We start from the raw sequence: 20,715 nt of genomic DNA on the forward strand, positions 1-20,715 counted from the left end.
AAATCTGGAGTTTCAGGCGGTCTGACCGGGATCTCTCCGGTTTTCGGGAAGGATCAATCGTAGATGATGAGACTGTAGACCACGAAGATGAACCCGAGGGACGCGATGCCGTTGTTGACCAACAGCAGGGATCGGACGCCGGTGAAGTCGTTGATGAACGCGCTGATCGCTGTCGCGATGGCGGCGGCGGCGATCAGGCTGAATCCGAGGGAGATGTGGATCATGGAGCGTCGCGTCGTCTGGAGGTAGGCCTTGATCGCCATGCCGACCATGGTCATGCCGGAGAGCACCAGCACCCCGGTGGCCGCGAAGTAGAGGTATTCGACGACTAACATTGGCTCGTTCGTGACTCGGCGTATCCGGTTATAAATCTGACCGTGATATTCTCAGCGCTGATAGCCCGGTTCGGAGCGAGAACGTCTTGCGTCCGCACGACGGAATGACAGTACGATTTATTGTCCAGGGGCATATCTAAACTGATAACGAATGGACGGAACCGAGATGTTGCGGGTTCTCGGCAACGAGTACAACCCCCAGATACTGAGTTTCGCACACGAGCCACGCTCCGCCCAGGAACTCAGCGACGAACTCGACGTACCCATCGCCACGTGCTACCGACGGATCGAGGAACTCACGGAGGCCGACCTCCTCGAACACCACGACCGGGTGCTCTCCGACGAGCGTCGGCGGGTCAACGTCTACCGGCGCAACATCGAGGAAGTCGTCGTGAGCTTCTCAGACGGGGACGTGATGGTCGACGTCGAGGAACGGCGGAAGGTCAAGAATCGCCTCGACGAGGCCTGGCGGACGCTCTCCGAGTGATCACTCGCCCGGGAACGGGTCGTTCCGGCGACCCATCATCGAGAACCCCGCAGCGCGTTCGTGGACGGTGAGCCCCCCCTCGTCGATATCCATGGGGAAGATGTCCGTCTCGATGTCCTGTTTTCGCATCTTGGCGACCCAGATGTAGCGGTTGACGCCCGACTCCGTCGGCGTCTGGATCAGGTAGATGTTCCCGTCGGTCAGGAAGTTCTCGAGACCGATGTCCTGTTCCGGGAACACCGCGGACTGCTCGGCGATGAGCAGGGACGTCAGCCCGTTGGCCTTCAGGATGTCGGAGAACTTCAGGAGGTACGTCCGCTTCTCCGCCTCGTCCTCGAAGAACAGTTCGAACATCGTCAGCGAGTCGAGGACGAGCCGCTCGTACTCCGTCTCCTCGAACGCCGCCAGCAACTGATCCAGCGTCGCGTTGAAGTCGTTGTGCCGCAGCAGCTCCTGTTTGTCGTAGATGAGGATCCGGTCGTCGTCGACGAGGTCCCGCCAGTCCTCGAAGCCGATGGATTCGGCCGCGTCCGCGATGTCGTCGGCGTTCTCCTCGAAGGAGAGATAGATCCCCTTCTCGTCGAACTGGGTCGCCCCGTTGTAGATGTACTGCAGGCCGAGGATGCTCTTGCCAGTGCCCGGATTCCCGCTGATCAGTACCGTCGCGTTGTCGACGATCCCGCCACCCAGTATCGAGTCCAGCCCTTCGATTCCCGTTCGCGTCTGGTCCGTCATTGCGGTACAGTTACGCGGACTGACTGAAATAAATTCGCAACGGCGACGGACGTCGGGGGATCCCGGGTCTGCGACGCCGATTTTCACTCCTGAGAACTCGGCGCAATCTATTTCACCCGGCCCGGTCACCTGCGGACGATGAGGCTTTCCACCGGCGTGGACGGTTTCGACGAACTCGTCGACGGGGGACTCCTCCGGGATCGGTTGTACATCCTCAGCGGCCCGCCGGGAAGCGGGAAGACGACGTTCTCCTCGCAGTTCGTCACCGAGGGGGCACGTGCCGGGGAGAAGTGCCTCTTTCTGAGCATGCACGAGACGGAGGAGGAGCTGGTCCACGACATGGGCGGCTACGAGTTCGGCTTCGAGAAAGCGGCTCGCTCGGGGAAGCTCCAGTTTCGGAACGTCTTCGACTCCAACGCCAAGCGACTCCTGAAGGGGCCGGGCGGCAACGACTTCTCATCGGGCGTGAAGAACATGACGAACCGCCTCGTCGGGTTCATCAACTCCCGCGAGATCGACCGACTGGTCATCGACTCGACGATGATTCTGCAGTACTTCTACCCCGACAACCACGAGGCGTTCGTCCAGTTTCTCACCTCGCTGAAGCGGGTCGACGCCACGACGCTGCTCATCTCCGAGATGACCGACCCCACCTCCTACGCCGACGAACACTACCTCGCACACGGCGTGATCTTCATGCACAACTACCTGGAGGGCGGCGGGATGCACCGCGGGGTCCAGATCGTCAAGATGCGAGGGACGGAGGTCGACAGCAACATCCACGCCATCGAGTTCGACGACGACGGCCTCCACGTCCGTCCCGGGCGGAAGGTCGAAGCCTGACATGTACGACTCCGAGTTCGACACCGAGTGGGACGACCTCGACAAGGCGGACGCACTCGAGCGCGCGTTCGCCCTCGGCGTGGCCCGGAGCCTCGGCGAACCGAACCGGGAGGAGTACGAGCGGGTGCGCGAGGCCGGCGAGACCACCTACGAGCGGAGCCTGATCGAACTGTCCTACGAGGAGGGTCGCCGCAAGGCCTCCGGACGGGCGACGGAGGAGCCGTCGGCGGTGTGGGAGGACCTCGTCGTCGAGGCCGACGCCGCGTCCGGGACCCGCGACGGGCGACGCGGGTCGAGCGAGGGGCCGCCGGGCATGTTCTCGCGGCCGGAGCCGACGGCGGTTCCCGAGGACGGGCTGGATCGGATTCGGCTGCCCGCCTTCCTCCGGCGGCGCTGAGGCGGCTCAGCCGTCCGCCCGCATGAGTTCGCCCGGCTCCGTCCAGATGACGAACTCGCCGTCCTCGTCGCGTTTGACGACGCCGTTGATCCACGGTTCGTCGACCGGGGACTCCTTGACCTCCGCCAGTGAGACGGTCGAGACGCGCCGCACGCCGTCGACGGCCCAGCCGACGCTCCACTCGTCGTCCATCCGCTCGGAGTCGAAGACGACGATCAGGTCGCCGTCGTCGTCGTCCTCGGCCGCCAGCGTCTCCTTGGGGTCGATGACCGTCGTGATGTCGCCACGCAGGTCGATCACCCCCTCGACGAAGGGGGGTGCGTTCGGGATCCGCGTCACAGTCCCCCGCTCCACGATCTGTTCGATGAAGGAGATGTCCAGACAGTAGCGCTCGTCGCCGAGGACGAACTCCAGGACCGAGACGGTCTCCTCGTCGTCCGTCCCCGACCCGTCCTCGGTCCCGTCGTCCGCGTCGCCGTCGATCGCCGGGACCCCCGGATCGTCGGTCGGCGCGTCCCCCGCGTCCCCCGCGTCCCCCGCGTCGTCGACGTCGGGGGCGTCGAGTTCGCTCAGCGCGGCCTCGATCTGGTCGTCGAGGGCCGCCTCGTCGGCGTCGTCGGCCGTCTCCGGTTCCGACGTCCCCTCCCCGTCGCTCATGGCCGCGCCTCCGTGCGTCCGGACGCCTCGCCCGGGCGTGTCGGCCACGCCGTCCGGGCCGTGATCGGTTCTGCCGTCATGTGATCGACGTCCCGACGTTTACCTCACCCCCTAATAAATTCGGGCGTCGGGTTCTCAGGAGTGATACTCCTCGTCGACGGACGGCGATTCCACCTCAGTCGGTCGCCGACCCCTCGACGTCGCGGCCGAGCGAGCGGTCCCGGCCCGCTCCCGACGCGACGTACCGGTCCCAGAGGACGAGCGTCGTCGGCAGGACGAGGATCGACGAGAGGTACGAGTAGAGCACGCTCAACGCGATCAGGAGGCCGAACTGGCCGAGGATGGGCGAGATGGCGAGCCAGAGCACGCCGAGCCCCGAGACGGTCGTCAGCATGCTCCCGGTGAGGGCACCGCCGGTCCCCCGCACGGTGGCGAGGAGGGCGTCGTCGACGTTCGTCGCGACGTCGTACTCCTCGACGAAGCGATGGAGGAGGTGCGCCGAGTAGTCGATGCCGAGGCCGATGGCGATGGAGAGGCTCGTCCCCGTGAGGACGTTGAACGGGATGTCGAGATAGCGCATCGTCGAGGCCAGCGCCGCCACGGTCACGGCGATGGGGAGGACGTTCGCCAGCCCCAGCGACGGCCGACCCTCCAGGGCCGCGTACACCAGCACGAGGAACCCGGCCGCAGCGACGAGCGCGATGACCAGGCTCCGGAACGCGGACTGACCGATCACGTCCGACACCGCCTTCAGGACGATGACGCCACCGGTGGCCGTCGCCTCGAAGCGCATCCGGTCGGCCACCTGTCTGGTGTCCTCGGTGACCGCCTCCTGCGTCGCGTCCGCCTCGACGGAGTAGACGATCCGCGCGCTCGTGTAGTCGTCGGTGAGATAGTTCAGCGCGCGGTCACGCGCCGGCGAGTCGAGCAGGGCGGCGTAGACGGTCCGCAGGTCGTCGTCCGGGATGCCGTTGTCGTTCCGGTCGTTGCGCTCGACGAGCGCCGCGAACTCGGGGTTTCTGTCGGCGTACTCGCGGATGACGGTCACGATGCTCGTCTCGCGTGCGTGACCGTCGTCCGTGACGAAGCTGTCGGGCGGGTCGTCGCCCGCCCGCCAGAGCGCTTCGAGGGCGTAATCCCGGTACAGCGACCCCTCGACGTAGACGGTCGTGGTGTCCTCCTCCCCGGTCTGGAAGTTGCGTTCGAGGAAGTTCGTCGTCTCGGTGACGGTGTAGTCGCCGGGGCGGAACGGTTCGGGCACGTAGTCGAGATACGCCGGCGGCTCCTCGGGCGGCAGGAAGTCGTCCTGCGTGAACCGGCTGTCGACGCCGGCGCCGTACTGCCCCATGACGGCGGTGGAGACGAGGACGACGACGAGGAAGACCCGCGGGGTCGTCCGGGCGATCCGAACGCCGACGGGCAGCACCCGACCGAGCAGGGAGCGCTCGGAGCCGAGCGCCGCCGACCCGAACTCCGGGACGCCGAGGCGCTCCCGCCAGCGGTCGGCCAACACCTTCGTCGCCGGGAGGAAGACGCCGAACACGAAGAAGGTGAAGACGATGCCGACGGCGGCGACGATTCCGAGTTCGCGGATCGAACTCAGCCCGCTGCTGAGGTTGGCCGCGAACCCGAGGACGGTCGTTCCGGTGACGATGAAGAAGGCGACGACCAGCTGGTCCGTGGCGACCCGCATCGCCTCCCGGACGCTCGTGTCGCCGACGTGTTCCTCGCGGTAGCGGTTGATGGCGTGGATGCCGAAGTCGATGCCCACCGCGAGCAACAGCGGGGGGATGGCGACGAGCAACTGGGAGAAGGCGATGCCCGCCAGCCCCATGAAGCCGAACGTCCAGAGCATCGTCATCCCGAGGGCGACGAGGCCGAGCAGCAGGTCGACCGGGTCCCGGTACGCGACGATCAGGAAGAGCAGGATGAGTGCGAGCGCCGCCGGGATGACGAGTCCGAGCGAGTCGTTGATGACGTTACCGAGTTCCTCGCTCGTGATGCCGCTCCCGAAGACGGTGATGTCGCCGCCGACGGAGGAGACGACGTATTCGGCCTGGAGTTGGATGGCGGTGAGCGGGTTCGATCCGCTCGTCCCCGGCCCGTCGCTCGCGCCGCCGGGGAGGCGGTGAGTGACGGTGCCGATGGTCGCGGACGCCGACGCCGAGCGGGCGTTGTAGTCGTCGCCGAGGAGGGTCCGGAGGCCGGGGTCGTCCGCGACGGTGGCCCGCACCGCCCGGTCGATCTCGCCGGGCGTCGACCGCTCCACCGCCCGGATCTCGTCCTCGATGGAGTCCGCGGACGGGTCGAGCGTCCGCGCGACCGACCGGGCGACGCTCGTCGTCCCCTCGACCTGGAGGTCGGGGTGGTCGGCGAGGCGCTGCTGGGCCTCCAGCATCCGTAGCAGTTCGGGCTTCGAGAGGACGTTCGTCCCCGACTGGATCAGCTGCGTCGTTCCGGTGTCGGCCCCGAAGGTGATCCGCTCGAAGTTGTCGGTGACCTCCTGGAGCGCCTCCTCGGCGGGCACGTCCTCTGTGAACTGGTCGGTCCCGGAGTCGGTGCCGCCGCCGCCGAGGCCGACGACGAACAGGCCCGAGATCAGGAGAAAGAGGAGGACGACCCGGCCGGGGCGGTCGACGATCCACGCGTCGAGGGCGTCGACGAACCGCTGAGCGTCGATCCGAACGTCGTCGATGCTCGGGGGCACCGTCCGTCAGTCGCTCCCGTCCTCGCCCCGTCGGTATCGAACCAGCAGCCCCAGGCCGACGACGGCGACGGCGCCGACGGTGATCGGCAGGAAGGGAAGGCCTCCGCTCTGCCGGCGCTCGACCGTCACCGGCATCCGGTAGGAGCCGGATACCTGCGTGTCGCCGTCCGGGAGTTCGTACTGGAAGTCGAGCGAGACGGGGTATCGCTTCTCGAGGGCGTTCGCGCTCGTGCTCAGGCCGACGGTGATGGTGGCCGTCTCGCCGGGGTCGAGCGCCGGGACGATGGCCTCGTCGTCGCCGCTGGCGAGCGGCGACTGGACGAACGCCTTGGCCTCGATGTCGCGCAGGGGTTCGTCGCCACGGTTGGTCACCCGGATGTCGAGCGTCGTCGTTTCCCCCGCGACGACGGTGCGGTTGACCGCCTCGACGTCGAACCGGTCGCGCGGCGGGGCGACGACCACCCGGTGTTCGAGCGCGTCGCTCCGGCGGACGTCGCCGCGGTCGTTGCGGTACCGGACGGAGACGTTGAACTGCTGGGTGGTGGCGCTCGCGCCGTCGCTGATCGCGACGTCGAACTCGAATTCCCCGGACTCGTCGGGGGCGAGCGTTTCGAGGGCGTACTCGTGTGACTCGACGTTGACGTTCGGGTTGGTCGACCGGAACTCGACTACCGGCCCTCGGGCCGTGTCGGGGCCGCGGTTGACGACGGTGCCGGAGAAGGTCCCCTCCTCGCCGACCCGGAGGGTGGCGTCCGCGTCGCGGAGCGCGAAGGCCTGTTCGCGTTCGGGGTGGAGGCCGACCGCCATCGGGTTCGAGGTGCGGGCGATGCCGTCCGTGTCCTCGTACTCGACGGACGCGGTCAGGCTGTAGTTCCGGAGCGCCGCGTCGTCGGCGAAGGAGACGGTGTACTCGACCGTCTCGTTCGTGCCGGGCTCCCAGGCGCCGACGTATCCAGTGGAGGACTCGGAGCCGCTACCGAAGGTGAGTTCGTCCGTCGGCGACGTCAGGACGACGCTCGCGTCGCCGGCCGGTCGCGTCCCGTCGTTGCGGAGTTCGACCGAGAGCGTGCCGGTGTCACCGATCTGTGCCGTCGCCTCGGTGTCCACCACCTCGAACTGCGGCTGATCGCGGACCCGGAGGGTGACGTACGTCGTCGTCTCGCGGGTGAGGTCGTTGTACTGGGGGGAGCCGACGGCGCTGTACTCGACGCTCACCGTGTAGGCGTAGGAGACGGTGACGGGGACTCGATACCGACCCGGCTCGACGTCCTCGGGGACGGTAATGGAGACGGGGTCGGCCGTCGTGGTGCCGCGGGGGACGTCGCCGACGGCGACGCGTCCGGTGTTGATCTCGAAGGGCGTCTCCCCGTCTTCGACGTCGATGGACACGCCGCGGGCGGTGGTGACGCGGTCCTCGTACTGGGCCGGGCCGCCGCGGCTCAATCGGCCGTCGTTCGAGAGGACGAGGTCGAGTTCGGTTCGCGTGCCCGGTTCGACTTCGGTCGTCGAGGTGAACACGTCGATGTCCGGCCGTCCGATGACGGTGCCGGAGGAGGACTGCCCGGCGGCGACGCCGGTGGCGGCGACGGCCCCGACGACGACGAGGGCGGCGAGGAGGAGGTTCCGGTGTGTGGCTTGCATGAGTGGTGTTGTACCGTCGGTAGCGTTTCGCCGTCCCGAGAGCTACGGCAGAGTGGCCGAGGCGAGTCACGCAGGTGTGGGGACCGAGGACGGTCGCTCCGTCGGCGCGTCTTCCCGGAACTGCGTCTACGGGGGACGTAGAGGGAACGAGCTATATATCTTGTGAACGAACGTTCAGTCACCGTGGCGTTCGAACCCCCATTCGACGCCGCCCCGGCGGACACGCGGGCGGCCATCATGCGCGCGACCTACGAGGCGCTGATCGAACACGGGTACGAGAACCTGACGATCCAGCGGATCGGCGACGAGTTCCCCAAGAGCAAGTCGCTCATCTACCAACATTACGACGGCAAGGACGAGGTGCTGGTGGCGCTGCTGGAGTTCCTGCTCGATCACCTCAAATCACAGATGCCCCAGCCGACGACCGAGGACGCCGACGACTGCCTGCGGACCGTCCTCGATTTCGTGCTGGCCCCCGACCGCGACGCCGAGCGCGCCGAACTCACCGACGTGATGGTCGAACTCCGGGGGCAGTCCCCTCACAACCGCGTGTTCCGGGAGTACTTCTCGGCCAACGACCGCACGTTCCGACGGGACCTCGCGGCCATCGTCGACCGCGGCATCGACGAGGGCGTCTACCGGCCGGTCGACCCCGACGTGGTCGCCGAGTTCGTCCTCACGGTCATGAGCGGCGCGACGGTCCGGCGGGCGACGACCGACGAAGCGGTCGACGTCGCCGACGTCCGGCGGGAACTGGACGCGTACCTCGAGGCGCGCGTGCTGCGGTGAGGAGAGTCGGAGACTACTCGACGACGACCTGGCCGGCGCCGTCGACGTGGACGGTGTGGTCCTCGTACTCGAACGTGAGGCTTCGCTCCGACAGTTCGGCGGGAGTGCCCCTGAAGAAGGCCTCCAGCGCGTCCGGATCGACGTAATCCGCGAGCGGATCGAGGTCGACCGGGTCACAGTTTTCGACGTCACCGAGGGCGGCCTGCACGGTGAAACTCACCGGCTCGCGTCGATCCCAGTCGATCTCCGCGCGGTGAGGGGTCGACCCCATCCGTACACTTTCGTCGCTCGTCGCGGACATACCACCATCTTCGCATCACGCTACATAACTCTACTGGCGGAATTATCAACCGTGATATTCTTCGCCGTCGGCCGCCGCGGCACCAACACTCATTTGCCGGGGTGGAGAATCCCCGGGGCGAGCGATGACACTGGAGGACTTCGCCGCGTCGGGCGCACGGGCGGTGGGTGACGCCACCCGCCCGCGACGGAACCGCACGCGCCTCGCCGTCGGCCGCCGCGACCCGCCCCCCGAGCGAGCCGGCGGATCGAGCCACCCGAGGGACCGAGCGGCACGACCGCTCGGGCGGGGCGAGGTTCGTCGCCCGACGGGTCGAGGGGCGGGGAACGGGAGCGTCGGATGGAGATCCTGATCTTCGGCGCCGGCAGCCTCGGGAGCCTCCTGGGGGGGCTGCTGGCGGGGGCACACGACGTGACGCTCGTGGGTCGCGACCCCCACATCGCGGCGGTCAGGGAGCGGGGGCTCCGGATCACGGGCGTCGAGGAGCGCGACGCCCGGCCGGCGGCGACGACGGACGGGCGGGATGCGAGCGCGGACCTCGCGCTCGTGACGGTCAAGGCCTACGACACCGAGGCCGCGGCCCGTGCCCTCGCGGCCGGCGACGTGAGCGTCGCGTGTTCGCTCCAGAACGGCATGGGCAACGAGGAGGTCCTCGCCACCCACCTCGACGCGCCGGTCCTCGCCGGGACGACGACCTGCGGGGCGCGACTGGCCGGCCCCGGTCACGTCGAGTGGCTGGGCCGGGGGTCGGTCACGGTCGGCCCCTGGCGGCCCGACGACGGCGTCAACGCCGCCGAGCGCGTCGTCGCGGCGTTCCGCGCGGCCGGCGTCGACGCGGCGGTGACGACCGACGCGCGGGGGCTGCTCTGGGAGAAACTGGCGATCAACGCGGGAATCAACCCCGTCACGGCGCTGGCTCGGGTGGAGAACGGGGCGCTGGCGCCGCCGGGCGACCTGTTCGACCTCGCGACGGCGGCGGGCGTGGAGGCGGCGCGGGTCGCACGCGCCGCCGGCGCGTCGCTGTCGGACTCGGCGGTGACCGAGGCCATCGCGGACGTCGCCCGCGACACGGCGCGGAACCGCTCGTCGATGCACCAGGACGTGGCGGCCGGCCGCCGGACGGAGGTCGACGCGATCAACGGCTACGTGGTCGACCGGGCGGCGGAGGAGGAGGAATCGGTCCCGGTCAACCGAACGCTCGCGACGCTGATCCGGGGGTGGGAGGCCGGCGCGGAGGTCTAAGGGGTATCGTTAATTCCCCGGCGGCCGAGTCGGGTGACGATGCCAACGGTACAGGAGATCCGGCAGGCGTCGGCGGACGGGGAACCGCTGACGATGCTGACGGCGTACGACGCGCCGACGGCTGGAATCGTCGACGCGGCCGGGATCGACGTGATTCTGGTCGGAGACAGCATGGGCAACGCCGTCCTCGGCTACGACTCGACGCTCCCGGTGACGATGGAGGAGGTGGCGAGTCACACGGGCGCGGTGGCCCGGGCGACCGAGGACGCGCTCGTCGTCGCCGACATGCCCTTTCTGAGCTACGGGACGACCGACGGCGAGGGGGTCGAGAACGCGGGGCGGCTGATCAAGGAGGCGGGAGCGAACGCGGTCAAGATCGAATCCGGTCCCCACACGGTCGGGCTGACCGAGCGGCTGGTCGACCTCGGGATCCCGGTGATGGCCCACCTCGGGTTGACGCCGCAGCGACTCAACGAGGTGGGCGGCTACACCCGACAGGGCACGACCGAGGACGAGGCCCGGGAGATCCGCGAACTCGCGCGGCGCCACGAGGAGGCAGGGGCGTTCTCGCTGGTGATCGAACACGTCCCCGACGACCTGGCCGCCGAGGTGACCGCGGATCTCGACGTGCCGGTGATCGGCATCGGGGCCGGCCCCGAGACGGACGGGCAGGTGCTCGTGTTGACTGACGTGATCGGGCTCTCGGAGTCGACGCCGCCCTTCGCCGAGGAGTTCGGCGACGTGCGTGGGGAGATCGCCGACGCGGTGGCGGCGTACCGCGACGCTGTCGAGGGCGGGGAGTTCCCCTAGTCCCCGCGGATCGCCGTCGCGAGCAGCGGGCGCATCAGCCCGACGACGGGCGCCTCGGCGCTGTCGGTCCAGACCGCGCGGTGCTTGCGGACGCCGGGCAGGTCCGTCGCGGCGTCCGCGCTGACGAGGAGGGCGTCCCCGTCGACCATGCAGACGCTCGTGACCGCGCCCGGTTCGATGGGGACCGACTCCCACCAGGTCCAGGTCTCGACCACGTCGGCGCCGTCGAGGGCGTCCCCGAGTCGGTCGCGGATCGACTCGTCCGGGGAGCCGACGGTCACCTCGACGCCGCCGTCGAGCGCGTCGACGAGGGCGCCGACCAGGTCCTCGCCGAGGAGCGCGTCGACCGCCAGGGCCAGCAACACCTCCTCGTCGGCATCGCCGACGAGCGTCGCCAGCCGCTCCGAGACGGCAGTTTCCCCCTCCATCGTCCACACCTCGCCGGCGCCGGTGGAGCGATCCGGCGACCCGAGACGGGGGAGGATGGCCCCGAGACGGTCGAGGCGGCTCCGGCACTCCTGTTCCAGCAGTTCGACGGCCTCGCGCGGCGAGACCGCCCGGAACCGGCGCGGCTTGGACTCCTGGACGCTCACGAGACCCCGGTCCTGGAGCGCGTCCATGCTGTCGTAGATGCGGGCGCGCGGCACGTCCGCCACCTCGCTCACCTCCTTCGCCGTCCCCTCGCGCAGGCGCGTGAGCGCCACGAAACATTTCGCCTCGTACTCGGTGAGTTCGAACGTCCGGAGCGTTCCCACCGCCTCCTCGACGAGCGAGTCGGTGCCGGCGTCCGAAGATGTGTGTTGGGTCACGACGAGCGTCTCCCGTGTCGCTCCCCGGTTAGGATGACACCACCAAAAAGAGTCGGGTCCGCCGCGAGGTGCGTGTGGACGCCCCGCACAGTCTGTTTCGATCCGAATCAAAACATAGTAGAAACTATTAAGATACTACCAGACGTACGATGGGATCGAGAGGCGACACCGCGGCCTCGCGCCGCGACCGACAACCATGAGCCAGCAGCCCCACTCCCTCCGAGAGGTCGGCGGGGAACAGCACGCGACGACCGACGCCAAGGAGACGAACGAGCGCAGTTGCCCGGAGTGTGACGCGGCGCTCGTCGCCGACGAGGCACGCGGCGAGACGGTGTGTGAGTCGTGTGGCCTGGTCGTCGAGGCGGACGAGATCGACCACGGACCCGAGTGGCGGGCCTTCGACTCTAGCGAGCGCGCGGAGAAGAGCCGGGTCGGTGCCCCGACGACCAAGCTCCTCCACGACGACGGCCTCTCCTCGGTCATCGACTGGCAGGACCGGGACGCCAAGGGCCGGGCCATCGACGGGAGCAAGCGGCGGAAACTGCAGCGCCTCCGGACCTGGGACGAGCGGTTCCGGTCGAAGAGCGCCCAGGAGCGCAACCTGAAGCAGGCGCTCGGCGAAATCGATCGGATGTCCTCGGCGCTCGGCCTGCCCGAGAACGTCCGCGAGACGGCGAGCGTGGTCTACCGGCGGGCGCTCGAGGACGACCTGCTCCGTGGCCGCTCCATCGAGGCGATGGCGACGGCGTCGCTCTACGCCGCCGCCCGGCAGGCCTCGGTCCCGCGGAGCCTCGACGAGTTCGAACCCGTCAGCCGGGTCGACCGCAAGGAGTTCTCGCGGGCCTATCGCTACATCGTCCGGGAACTCGGCCTCGCCATCGAACCCGCGAACCCGCTGGAGTACCTGCCGCGGTTCGCCTCCGACCTCGACATCGACGGCGAGACCAAGACCCGCGCTCGCTCGCTCCTCGAGGAGGGCATGGAGAACGGCGTCCACAGCGGCAAGAGCCCGGTCGGCCTCGCGGCCGCCGCGCTCTACGCCGCCTCCATCCTCGAGGGCGAGAAGGTGACCCAGAAGGAGGTGTGCTCGGTGAGCGACGTCTCCGAGGTGACGGTTCGCAACCGGTACACCGAGTTGCTGGAGGCCGGAACCGACCCGGACGCGGCCCGCGCCGCCTAGGGGCGGATCGCCGTCTCCAGATCCGCGGCCGCCAGTTCGGTTTCGAGCCGCTCGGCGGCGCCGTTCGTCTCCGCGACGTTCTCCATCAACACCGTCTCGCTCGGGAACAGGTCCTCGCCGACGACCAGCCCGTGGTCCCGCGCGGTCGACCCCGTCATCGTGAGATAGATCCCGAGGCCCGTCTCGGCGATGGCGGCCTCCTCCTCGACGGCCGAATCGGGATACGTGAAGCGCACGTCGTCGAGGGCGTCCGTCCCGAGGACCGCCCGCACGAGGCGTTCGTAGCGCGGCGAGATGCAGAGCGGTCCCGCGTAGTCGGCGACGAACTCCCGGTCGAGGTCGGCGCCGGCCGGCAGGACCTCCGGCGTCGCGAGCAGCGTGTGATACACCGTGTCACCGAGACCGCTCACGATCCGGACGTCGGTGTCCCGGGGGTCGATCCGGGCGTTCACGTCCGCGATGGACTCGACGCCCGTCTCGTCGAGGGTGACCACCTCCTCCAGGACGAGGTCGGCGCTGTCGAAGCCGAGGCCGAACTCGTGGGTGCGGAGCGCGCGGAACGGCTCCTCGCGGCCGATCAACTCGACCGTCACGCCCGCCGCGTCGACGGTCACGCTGTCGAAGACGATGCGCCGGGGTTTGCCCTCCCGGTCGTCGCGCAGCAGGGTGTACTCCGGGGCCGTCGGGTCCGAGAGGTCGCTGTACGCCGCCAGCCGTTCGTACACGTCGCGGTCGGCGGCCGTCCGACCCTTGGTGACCGCCTTCTCGTACCGGAGCGTCGAGGAAACGTCGTCAGCCAGGTCGTCGGCGCCGGCGACGGCGGCGAACCGTTCGAGAACCGCCTCCAGCGGGCGCCCCTTGCGTGGAACGGCGACCCGAACCGTCTCGGTCATTGTCGGGACGAGGTGGGCGCGGGCTTTACCGATTGCGCTTTACTCCTCGCCGGGGCCGAAGGCGCTGCTGAGTCGGTCGCGGAACGACCGCAGGTCCTCCAGTTCCGAGCGGACCGCCTCGACGTCCTCCTCCAGCGCCTCGACGGCGGTCAGCCGCTCGTCGAGGCGCTCGAGTCGGGCGTCGATCCGGTCGACGTCCGCCGCCACGTCGTCGACCCGGTCGGCCACCTCGCCGACCTCCGCGTGCAGACTCTCGCGGTCGTCGGCGGCGGCCGACAGCGACTCGTCGAGGGCGTCGACCCGGTCGTTCAGTTCGCTCACCTCCTCGCTCACGTCGCCCAGCACCTCCTCCGCGGTGCCGTTCTCGTCGAGGAAGTCCGCGAGCGCGTCGCGGTAGGCGAGGACGTCCTCGACCTGGGACTGGAGGCGGCCGACGCGCACGTCGACGCTCGTCGGCACCTCCCCCTCGAACGCCTCGTGCAGGACCGCGAGGTCGTCGTCGTCGACCGACCCATCGCGGATCTCGGCGGCGAGGGCGGCCGCGACGGATCCGGGCGCCGCCGCGGGGGCACCGGCGGCCGCGTCCCCGTCGTCACCGGTCGCGTCGTCCGCGTCGGCCGGGGCGGCCGCGACGGACCGGGGATCGAGCGTCTCCGCGGCGTCGGCGGAGGGGACGGCCTCCCGCTCCTCCTCCTCCTTTTCCGCGTCCGGCCCGCGTTCGACGGCGGTCACGTCCTCGTCCCGGTCGCCGAGCACGGCGGTGGGGTCGGGGTCCCGGTCGCGGGGAGCGGGAGCCTCGGCCGCGTCGGCGTCGTCGAGGAGCGGTTCGGGCTCCGCGTCGGCGTCCGACGCCAGCTCCGAGAGGTCCCCGGACTCCTCGCCCGAGAGGGCGTCGCGGACGGCCTGTGTCGTCTCCCGGCCGAGGACGTCCTCGGTGCCGCCCGTCACGTCGTTCGGTTCGATCACCTCGACCGTCGGTTCGTCGAGGAACGGGTCGGCCTCCTCGGGGTCGTCGATCCGGATGCCGTACACCGTGAGGACGGACTCGCCCGGGTCGAGGGTCCGCTCGTAGGCGACCCGGTGGTCGCGGTAGGCGGTCCAGTTGTCGCTGTCGTAGTCCGGGTGGAAGCCGACGCCCTCCATCGCGAACGACTCGGGGATCTGGTCGACGAGTCGAATTCGGATCGGGTCGTCGGCGAGCGATTCGATCTCGAAGGCGATGGCCGGCACCGGAAACCGGTCGGCCTCGAAGGCCTTTCCGACGCGCACCTCCCCCGTGGACACGGACACCGGGGTCTCGGGGCCTGGGTCGTTCGCCATGCGCCATACCTTTCCCAGTAGTAGCATAAAACAACCGGCGGCTCGCCCCCCGTCGTGCCGCCCGGACGGCCGCGAACGCGGGGACGCCGACGGCCGGCGGACGGTGGCGACGATCCGGGAGTCCGGCGCCGGTGCCGACGGTGCGCTGACGGGGGCGGCGCGCTCAGAGGTCGACCCGGTCGCCGATTTCGGCGACCTCCAGTCGCTCCGGGTAGGGGAAGCTCCGCGCGTGGTGGTGGAGGGCGGTCGGATCGGCGTTCAGCCCCTTCCAGACGTCCCAGTGGCTCGGGAGCAGGCGGTCGAGTTCGAGGTCGTTCGCCGCGCGGACGACGTCGTTCTCGGTCGCGTACCACTCGGTTCGCTTCGGTTCGCGGGTCTCCTTGTCGAGGAGGGTGCCCGCCGACCCGAACGCGAGGACGCCGAGGTCGATGTCGAAGCGGTCCGCGAGGTCGGGAAAGGTGTCGGCGGGCCGGGTGTCGCCGCCGTGGAAGACCGTCCCGGCGTCGTGTTCGATCACGTACCCGACGGGGTGGTCGGCGTCGGGGTCGTTCACCGGGACGACGTGGATCGTGAACTCCCCGACGTCGAACTGTTCGTCCTCGGTGACGGTGACGAACTGCTCGGCGACGACGCTCCAGTCGTCGATCCACCCCGTCCGCTCGACGACGGCCATGCTGGCGTCGGGCGCGTAGTAGTTCGCCCCCGTCGCGGCGAGGATGGGCGCCTGCGTCGGCCCGTGGACGTGATCCGAGTGTTCGTGCGTCGCGAGGACGGCGTCCGCGTCGACCACGTCGGTCGGGTCGAAGGGAACCGGGATCATTCGCACCGTCCGCGGCGGGTCGCCGAGGCCACAGTAGGGGTCGATGAAGAGCGTCGTTCCCCCCGATCCCTTGAGCACGAAGCCGTTACAACCGAGATACCAGACCGCGACGGTGTCGGGGTCGGCCTCGGCCACGGCCGTCGGCAGCCAGTCCCCCCAGTCGCTCTCGCCGAGTTCGTGTGCCATAGCGGCCGTGGGGTCGGTCGAGGGCTAAGCGTTGCGGTGAGCGCCGGGAGCCTTTTACCCCCGGCCACCCCACGGCCGCCATGACCCGCGACGAACTCCCGCGTCTGCGGACGGTCGCCGACTACCAGTTCGGCGCCGGCGCGGGCCGGGCACTCTTTCCCCCGGCCGAGGACCTGACGGTGGCCCACTCGACGAGCGGTCGGCCGCGACAGGTCCGGGCCGACGCCGGCCGCCTCGTCTCCTACGGCACCGACGGCCGCTTCACGCTCGGCCTCGAAGGGGGCCGGCGGCTGATCGACGCCCTCGATGCCCCCCGCGGCCGCGTCGTCGTCGGCTCCGAGAGCGAACCGTTCGTCCGCGACGGCAAGAACGTCTTCGCGAAGTTCGTGCAGGACGTCGACGACGACGTGCGCCCCCGTGACGAGGTGGCCGTGGTGCACGCGGAGGGCCACCTGCTGGCGGTCGGGCGGGCGGAACTCGCCGCCGACGGCATGCGCGACTTCGAGACGGGGATGGCGGTGAAGGTCCGCGAGGGCGCGGACTAGAGGTACGGCGCCAGGCCGAGCGCCCGGACCACCGGAACGCCCGAGAGGACCGATCCGAGGAGGTAGCCGCCGATGGCGCCGCCGTTCAGGAGGGGGAGGCCGGCGTGGGCGCGGCCCTTCATCACCGCCCGGAGCAGGACGCCCAGTCCGAGGAACGTGCCGACCATCGCGAGGAGCGCGGGGAGGTTGAGGGCGGGGAGCGCGGCGACGCCGAGCGACGGCGCCGGCGAGAAGAAGGCGCCGCTGGCGACCATCACCGTCGGCATCACGGCGTCACCGAGGCCGATGAAGAAGGCGTCGCGCTCCGATCCCTCGTCGGGGGCGTCCCCGTCGTCACCGGTCGCGTCGTCCGCCGCGTCGCCCTCGCCGCCGTCCACCGCCGCGTCGCCCCCGTCGGCGTCCTCGTGGACCTCGTTCGCGCCTCCGAAGTCGTCCTCCAGCAGGGAGTAGGAGAGCGAGAGCGGGACGACGAGGATGACGGGGATGCGGAGGTCCATCACGCCCTCGGCGAGGCTGAGCATGTGGCGCGTGCCGTAGACGCTGACGGCGTCGTACACCGCCAGCACGGAGAGGAGGACGATCGCGGGCAGGAGCCCGAAGCTGATGCCGAACAGCGCGCCGGCGCCGATGCCCATCAGGACCCCGGCGCCGTCGACGACGTACCACTCGGGATAGACCAGCAGGGCGACGGCGACGCCGGCAGAGAGGGCGACGGCGAGGAGGTTGACGGGGCCGACGACGACCAGCGGCGGGGTGACGACGCTGAAGACGTACCACGAGACGAGGGCGCCCGAGAGGACGACCACGGCGCGGACGGCCCGCTCGAAGGCGTACTTGAACGCCGCGAGCATCAGGGCCGTGGCGACGAGGATGGCGGCGAAGTAGACGAGGCTGTTGGTCGGATCGGAGGGGTCCTCGACGGCCCGGTAGCCGGCCGTCTCGAAGGGACCGACCATCGCGAGCGCGCCGACCTGGACGAGCAAGAACAGCACCGCGGCGACGGCGACGCCGCGGGCCTCGCGTGCGTTCATGGCCGCCCCTTGGTCGGGGGGCGGTTTGGCCGTTGTGACTTCGGGCGACTCATCGGGCGTAGAGTTTCGTCCCGAGGAGGTCGGGCAGGCCGACGCGGTCGTCGGGTGAGACGGCGAGGTAGGGGCGGTCGACGGGGCCGAACACGTCGACGACCCGGCCGACCGTCGAGAGCGACTCGTCGACGGCCGCCGTGCCGACGTCGGGGACGTCCGCGTCGTCACAGCGGACGATGGCGAGACCCTGCGCGGTGCGGGTGACGGTGCCGAGGCGGCGCATCAGTCCCGGAGGATCGCCACGTAGGCCGCGATGGCCTGTACGAGGTCGTTCTTCGAGGCGTCGTCCGCCCCCTTGACGAGCACCCGACCGCGGGGTTCGAACTCCCGGGGGTAGGTCGCGTCGCGTTCGATGACCGCGTCGTAGCCGACCTGCTGGACGGACTCGGCGATCTCGTCGACGGTCGGGTCGTCGACCGCCTCGTCGAGGGGGACGCGCCGCCCCTCGGCGCGACTCTTGGTCGCGTCCAGATAGGCCGGCCAGATGACGTTCTCCACCATACCCACACGCCGCGGGCCGGCCCTAATACGGTTTTGGAAGGGCGGGCGACGGCACGGCGGTCGACGGTGCGGCGGTATGCAACAAGTATTTACCTACTGCAAGCAGGTTTTCGGAGACATGGGAGGCGTCCGGACGGGCGCGTGGATCGGCGGGTTGCTGGTCGCGCTCGTGGCCGTGATGCTCGTCAGCGCCGCCATCGGGCCGGTGTCCATCGGGGTCGGCAACGTCGCGGACATCGCGCTCGCGGCGCTGCTCGGCGGGGCGAGCGACGCCCCGGAGAGCTACCGGACCATCGTCCTCTCGATCCGGATGCCGCGGATCGCGCTTGGCGCCGTCGTCGGCTTCGCGCTCGCGTCCGCGGGGACGGTCATGCAGGGCTTCTTCCGCAACCCCATGGCCGACCCCTCGATCGTCGGCGTCTCGGCGGGCGCGGCGACCGGCGCGGTCGCGGCCATCGTGGCGCCCGTGTCGGTGCCGTTCGCGCTCCCCGTCGCCGCCTTCGTGGGCGCCCTGATCGCCGCCTTCGGCGTCTACCTGCTCGCGAGCGAGGGCGGACGGACGCCCGTCGAGACGCTGCTGCTCGCCGGCATCGCGGTGCAGACGTTTCTCGGCGCCGCCGTCTCCTTCATGCTCGTCCAGGCGGGTCGCGACCTCCGGGAGGCGATCTACTGGCTGATGGGCCACCTGCAACACAGCACCTGGACCGAGGCGACGATCGCCGCGGCGGTCGTGGTGCCGGGATTCCTCGGCCTGCTCGCGTACGCCCGTGATCTGAACGTCCTGTTGCTTGGCGAGGAGGACGCCCACTCGCTCGGCATCGAGGTGGAGCGCACGAAGCGTCTCCTGCTCGCGGTGTCGAGCCTCCTCACCGCGGCCGCCGTCGCCGTCGCGGGCGTCATCGGCTTCGTCGGCCTCGTCGTCCCGCACGTCATGCGTCTGCTGGTCGGCCCGGATCACCGCATCCTCCTGCCGACGAGCGCGCTGGCGGGGGCCTCCTTCCTCGTCGCCACCGACACCCTCGCCCGCTCCGGCACCGCCGAACTCCCCGTGGGCATCGTCACCGCCGCGGTCGGCGCGCCCTTCTTCCTCTACCTGCTCCGGAATCGGGAGGTGCACACGCCGTGACGCGCGCGATCAGTATCGACGACGTCTCCGTCTCGTTCGGCGACGTGCCCGTCCTCGAATCGGTGTCGACGAGCGTCGCGGAGGGAGCCCTCGTCGGCCTCGTCGGCCCCAACGGCGCGGGGAAGACGACCCTGCTCCGGGCGATCACCGGGACGCTGTCCCCCGACGCGGGGAGCGTCCGCGTGACCGGGGAACGACTCGCCGACCTCTCCTCCCGCGCGGCGAGTCGGCTGGTGGCGACCGTCCCGCAGTCCACCGCCTCGACGTTCGAGTTCGACGTCCGCCGGATCGTCGCGATGGGCCGGACGCCACACGTCGACCGCCTCGGCTCCCGGACGCCGGCCGACCGCCGGGCGGTCGAGGAGGCGATGGAGCGCACCGCGGTCGACCACCTCGCCGACCGTCCGGTGACCGAGGTGAGCGGCGGCGAGCGCCAGCGGGTGTTCCTCGCCCGCGCCCTCGCACAGGACACGCCCGTCCTCCTGCTGGACGAACCCACCTCCGACCTCGACGTGAACCACCAGGTTCGGACGCTGGAACTCGTCGCCGATCTGGTCGAGGAGGGCCGCACCGTCGTGGCGGCCATCCACGACCTCGACCTGGCGGCGCGCTACTGCGACGAACTCCGCCTGCTCGCGGACGGCGGGATCCGTGCGGCCGGCCCGCCGGCGTCGGTGCTCACCGACGAGGCGGTCGAGGCGGCCTTCGACGCGCGGGCGACGGTCACCGACCACCCCGTCACGGGCACGGCGTCGGTGACCGCCTTCGCCGGCGCGGGCGACGCCGACGGCCGCGTCCACGTCGTCGGCGGCGGCGGCGCGGCCACGCCGCTGCTCCACCGCCTCGACGCCGCCGGGTTCGACCTCTCGGTCGGGGCCGTGAGCGCGGCCGCCCGCGACGCCGAGACGGCCCGAGCGCTCGACGCGGACCTCGTGACCGTCCCCCCGTTCGCGCCGGTGGACGCCGAGGCGCGAGCGGCTGTGGCCGAACGGGTGCGGCGGGCCGACGCCGTCGTCGTCGCGCCCGTGGCCGTCGCGGAGGGGAATCTGCCGGCCCTCCGCGCCGCGACCGGGGCGGCGACGCCCGTCGTCGTCGACGGCGACCCCTTCGCGGAGCGCAACCACGCCGGCGCGGCGGGACGAGAGGTGTACGCGACGCTCCGGGACCGGGGCGTCGTCGTCGACGCCGACGCGGTGGTCGCGGCCGTTCGACGGGTGGTGGCCGCGGACGACGAGCCACGCGACGGGAGCGTCCTGCGGGGCAGCCCCGGCGGCCCCCACGGCTGATCCGGGGCGAAACGTCACGC

At 70.2% G+C, this 20,715-nt stretch carries 23 protein-coding genes; 10 read left to right on the plus strand and 13 right to left on the minus strand.

What is annotated here, in order from left to right; all coding sequences use genetic code 11:
* Window positions 1-53 precede the first annotated feature (53 nt).
* On the minus strand, window positions 54-335 hold the full coding sequence (locus tag NBT67_RS05615) for a DUF7521 family protein (RefSeq protein WP_251343833.1): 282 nt from the start codon (window positions 333-335) through the stop codon (window positions 54-56).
* Window positions 336-486: 151 nt separating this feature from the next.
* On the opposite strand from NBT67_RS05615, the gene NBT67_RS05620 reads away from it, so the two are divergent.
* Window positions 487-822, plus strand: coding sequence for a winged helix-turn-helix domain-containing protein (locus NBT67_RS05620; RefSeq protein WP_251343834.1), 336 nt, complete (start codon window positions 487-489; stop codon window positions 820-822).
* On the opposite strand, the gene NBT67_RS05625 is transcribed toward NBT67_RS05620, so the two are convergent.
* Complete coding sequence (locus NBT67_RS05625) at window positions 823-1,557, minus strand: RAD55 family ATPase (RefSeq protein WP_251343835.1); 735 nt, start codon at window positions 1,555-1,557, stop codon at window positions 823-825.
* 138 nt (window positions 1,558-1,695) lie between these two features.
* Between NBT67_RS05625 and NBT67_RS05630 the strand changes: the two genes are divergently transcribed.
* Both NBT67_RS05630 and NBT67_RS05635 read left to right on the plus strand, forming a co-directional pair.
* Window positions 1,696-2,400 (plus strand): RAD55 family ATPase, encoded by a 705-nt coding sequence (locus tag NBT67_RS05630; protein ID WP_251343836.1) that lies wholly within the window; start codon window positions 1,696-1,698, stop codon window positions 2,398-2,400.
* 1 nt (window position 2,401) lies between these two features.
* Window positions 2,402-2,797, plus strand: coding sequence for a DUF8057 family protein (locus tag NBT67_RS05635; protein WP_251343837.1), 396 nt, complete (start codon window positions 2,402-2,404; stop codon window positions 2,795-2,797).
* A 6-nt stretch (window positions 2,798-2,803) separates the two neighbouring features.
* Here the strand turns inward: NBT67_RS05635 and NBT67_RS05640 are convergent, their stop codons facing one another.
* The 3 genes from NBT67_RS05640 to NBT67_RS05650 form a co-directional block, all read right to left on the minus strand.
* Window positions 2,804-3,454 carry a chemotaxis protein CheW gene (locus tag NBT67_RS05640; RefSeq protein WP_251343838.1) on the minus strand — a complete coding sequence of 217 codons (651 nt, stop codon included), beginning with the start codon at window positions 3,452-3,454 and terminating at the stop codon, window positions 2,804-2,806.
* Between the two features lie 175 nt (window positions 3,455-3,629).
* Window positions 3,630-6,161, minus strand: coding sequence for an efflux RND transporter permease subunit (locus NBT67_RS05645; protein ID WP_251343839.1), 2,532 nt, complete (start codon window positions 6,159-6,161; stop codon window positions 3,630-3,632).
* A 6-nt stretch (window positions 6,162-6,167) separates the two neighbouring features.
* Window positions 6,168-7,802 (minus strand): COG1361 S-layer family protein, encoded by a 1,635-nt coding sequence (locus NBT67_RS05650; RefSeq protein WP_251343840.1) that lies wholly within the window; start codon window positions 7,800-7,802, stop codon window positions 6,168-6,170.
* Between the two features lie 183 nt (window positions 7,803-7,985).
* On the opposite strand from NBT67_RS05650, the gene NBT67_RS05655 reads away from it, so the two are divergent.
* Complete coding sequence (locus tag NBT67_RS05655; protein WP_251343842.1) at window positions 7,986-8,591, plus strand: TetR/AcrR family transcriptional regulator; 606 nt, start codon at window positions 7,986-7,988, stop codon at window positions 8,589-8,591.
* Window positions 8,592-8,604: 13 nt separating this feature from the next.
* Here NBT67_RS05655 and NBT67_RS05660 read toward each other — a convergent pair whose 3' ends face one another.
* Window positions 8,605-8,892, minus strand: coding sequence for a HalOD1 output domain-containing protein (locus NBT67_RS05660; protein WP_251343844.1), 288 nt, complete (start codon window positions 8,890-8,892; stop codon window positions 8,605-8,607).
* 339 nt (window positions 8,893-9,231) lie between these two features.
* Here NBT67_RS05660 and NBT67_RS05665 point away from each other — a divergent pair, with 339 nt between their 5' ends.
* Together NBT67_RS05665 and panB are read left to right on the plus strand one after the other, a co-directional pair.
* Window positions 9,232-10,134, plus strand: a complete 903-nt coding sequence (locus NBT67_RS05665) for a ketopantoate reductase family protein (RefSeq protein ID WP_251343846.1) — start codon at window positions 9,232-9,234, stop codon at window positions 10,132-10,134.
* A 39-nt stretch (window positions 10,135-10,173) separates the two neighbouring features.
* Window positions 10,174-10,944 carry a 3-methyl-2-oxobutanoate hydroxymethyltransferase gene (gene panB / locus NBT67_RS05670; protein WP_251343847.1) on the plus strand — a complete coding sequence of 257 codons (771 nt, stop codon included), beginning with the start codon at window positions 10,174-10,176 and terminating at the stop codon, window positions 10,942-10,944.
* On the opposite strand, the gene NBT67_RS05675 is transcribed toward panB, so the two are convergent.
* The gene (locus tag NBT67_RS05675; RefSeq protein ID WP_251343848.1) at window positions 10,941-11,753 is read right to left on the minus strand and encodes a TrmB family transcriptional regulator; all 813 of its coding nucleotides are present in this window, start codon (window positions 11,751-11,753) and stop codon (window positions 10,941-10,943) included. The two genes, panB and NBT67_RS05675, sit on opposite strands and share 4 nt — an antisense overlap.
* A 196-nt stretch (window positions 11,754-11,949) precedes the next feature.
* Between NBT67_RS05675 and NBT67_RS05680 the strand changes: the two genes are divergently transcribed.
* Complete coding sequence (locus NBT67_RS05680) at window positions 11,950-12,933, plus strand: transcription initiation factor IIB (RefSeq protein WP_251343849.1); 984 nt, start codon at window positions 11,950-11,952, stop codon at window positions 12,931-12,933.
* On the opposite strand, the gene NBT67_RS05685 is transcribed toward NBT67_RS05680, so the two are convergent.
* The 3 genes from NBT67_RS05685 to NBT67_RS05695 form a co-directional block, all read right to left on the minus strand.
* Window positions 12,930-13,826, minus strand: a complete 897-nt coding sequence (locus NBT67_RS05685; protein ID WP_251343850.1) for a phosphoribosyltransferase HisG-related protein — start codon at window positions 13,824-13,826, stop codon at window positions 12,930-12,932. The two genes, NBT67_RS05680 and NBT67_RS05685, sit on opposite strands and share 4 nt — an antisense overlap.
* Window positions 13,827-13,865: 39 nt before the next feature.
* A complete protein-coding gene (locus NBT67_RS05690) occupies window positions 13,866-15,146 on the minus strand; it encodes a hypothetical protein (RefSeq protein WP_251343852.1) in 1,281 nt (426 codons plus the stop codon).
* Window positions 15,147-15,309: 163 nt separating this feature from the next.
* Entirely contained in the window at window positions 15,310-16,152 is an 843-nt protein-coding gene (locus NBT67_RS05695) for an MBL fold metallo-hydrolase (protein ID WP_251343853.1), read from the minus strand.
* An 80-nt stretch (window positions 16,153-16,232) separates the two neighbouring features.
* Here NBT67_RS05695 and NBT67_RS05700 point away from each other — a divergent pair, with 80 nt between their 5' ends.
* The gene (locus NBT67_RS05700) at window positions 16,233-16,697 is read left to right on the plus strand and encodes a PUA domain-containing protein (protein WP_251343855.1); all 465 of its coding nucleotides are present in this window, start codon (window positions 16,233-16,235) and stop codon (window positions 16,695-16,697) included.
* Here NBT67_RS05700 and NBT67_RS05705 read toward each other — a convergent pair.
* From NBT67_RS05705 to srp19, 3 genes are read right to left on the minus strand one after another with little or no spacing between them, the layout of a single operon-like run.
* Entirely contained in the window at window positions 16,694-17,728 is a 1,035-nt protein-coding gene (locus NBT67_RS05705; RefSeq protein ID WP_251343856.1) for a presenilin family intramembrane aspartyl protease PSH, read from the minus strand. The two genes, NBT67_RS05700 and NBT67_RS05705, sit on opposite strands and share 4 nt — an antisense overlap.
* A 49-nt stretch (window positions 17,729-17,777) precedes the next feature.
* Complete coding sequence (locus tag NBT67_RS05710; RefSeq protein WP_251343857.1) at window positions 17,778-18,005, minus strand: H/ACA ribonucleoprotein complex subunit GAR1; 228 nt, start codon at window positions 18,003-18,005, stop codon at window positions 17,778-17,780.
* Entirely contained in the window at window positions 18,005-18,283 is a 279-nt protein-coding gene (gene srp19, locus NBT67_RS05715; protein WP_251343858.1) for a signal recognition particle subunit SRP19, read from the minus strand. The genes NBT67_RS05710 and srp19 overlap by 1 nt, the downstream gene beginning before the upstream one ends.
* A 118-nt stretch (window positions 18,284-18,401) precedes the next feature.
* Between srp19 and btuC the strand changes: the two genes are divergently transcribed.
* Together btuC and NBT67_RS05725 are read left to right on the plus strand one after the other, a co-directional pair.
* Window positions 18,402-19,409: a vitamin B12 ABC transporter permease BtuC gene (gene btuC / locus NBT67_RS05720; protein ID WP_251344347.1), complete on the plus strand. Its 1,008-nt coding sequence runs from the start codon at window positions 18,402-18,404 to the stop codon at window positions 19,407-19,409.
* Complete coding sequence (locus NBT67_RS05725; protein WP_251343859.1) at window positions 19,406-20,695, plus strand: ATP-binding cassette domain-containing protein; 1,290 nt, start codon at window positions 19,406-19,408, stop codon at window positions 20,693-20,695. Before btuC ends, NBT67_RS05725 begins: the two co-directional genes overlap by 4 nt.
* The last annotated feature ends 20 nt before the right edge of the window (window positions 20,696-20,715 follow it).

It is taken from the genome of Haloplanus sp. GDY1 (assembly GCF_023703775.1).
In the GTDB taxonomy this organism is placed as follows: domain Archaea; phylum Halobacteriota; class Halobacteria; order Halobacteriales; family Haloferacaceae; genus Haloplanus; species Haloplanus halophilus.

Coding starts and splice junctions, on each gene's coding strand:
- NBT67_RS05695 (WP_251343853.1), bottom strand. CDS start 16,152: ATGGCACACGAACTCGGCGAGAGCGACTGGGGGGACTGGCTGCCGACG.
- NBT67_RS05660 (WP_251343844.1), bottom strand. CDS start 8,892: ATGTCCGCGACGAGCGACGAAAGTGTACGGATGGGGTCGACCCCTCAC.
- NBT67_RS05685 (WP_251343850.1), bottom strand. CDS start 13,826: ATGACCGAGACGGTTCGGGTCGCCGTTCCACGCAAGGGGCGCCCGCTG.
- NBT67_RS05680 (WP_251343849.1), top strand. CDS start 11,950: ATGAGCCAGCAGCCCCACTCCCTCCGAGAGGTCGGCGGGGAACAGCAC.
- NBT67_RS05635 (WP_251343837.1), top strand. CDS start 2,402: ATGTACGACTCCGAGTTCGACACCGAGTGGGACGACCTCGACAAGGCG.
- panB (WP_251343847.1), top strand. CDS start 10,174: ATGCCAACGGTACAGGAGATCCGGCAGGCGTCGGCGGACGGGGAACCG.
- NBT67_RS05640 (WP_251343838.1), bottom strand. CDS start 3,454: ATGAGCGACGGGGAGGGGACGTCGGAACCGGAGACGGCCGACGACGCC.
- NBT67_RS05705 (WP_251343856.1), bottom strand. CDS start 17,728: ATGAACGCACGCGAGGCCCGCGGCGTCGCCGTCGCCGCGGTGCTGTTC.
- srp19 (WP_251343858.1), bottom strand. CDS start 18,283: ATGGTGGAGAACGTCATCTGGCCGGCCTATCTGGACGCGACCAAGAGT.
- NBT67_RS05690 (WP_251343852.1), bottom strand. CDS start 15,146: ATGGCGAACGACCCAGGCCCCGAGACCCCGGTGTCCGTGTCCACGGGG.
- NBT67_RS05630 (WP_251343836.1), top strand. CDS start 1,696: ATGAGGCTTTCCACCGGCGTGGACGGTTTCGACGAACTCGTCGACGGG.
- NBT67_RS05620 (WP_251343834.1), top strand. CDS start 487: ATGGACGGAACCGAGATGTTGCGGGTTCTCGGCAACGAGTACAACCCC.
- NBT67_RS05615 (WP_251343833.1), bottom strand. CDS start 335: ATGTTAGTCGTCGAATACCTCTACTTCGCGGCCACCGGGGTGCTGGTG.
- NBT67_RS05700 (WP_251343855.1), top strand. CDS start 16,233: ATGACCCGCGACGAACTCCCGCGTCTGCGGACGGTCGCCGACTACCAG.
- btuC (WP_251344347.1), top strand. CDS start 18,402: ATGGGAGGCGTCCGGACGGGCGCGTGGATCGGCGGGTTGCTGGTCGCG.
- NBT67_RS05665 (WP_251343846.1), top strand. CDS start 9,232: ATGGAGATCCTGATCTTCGGCGCCGGCAGCCTCGGGAGCCTCCTGGGG.
- NBT67_RS05650 (WP_251343840.1), bottom strand. CDS start 7,802: ATGCAAGCCACACACCGGAACCTCCTCCTCGCCGCCCTCGTCGTCGTC.
- NBT67_RS05710 (WP_251343857.1), bottom strand. CDS start 18,005: ATGCGCCGCCTCGGCACCGTCACCCGCACCGCGCAGGGTCTCGCCATC.
- NBT67_RS05625 (WP_251343835.1), bottom strand. CDS start 1,557: ATGACGGACCAGACGCGAACGGGAATCGAAGGGCTGGACTCGATACTG.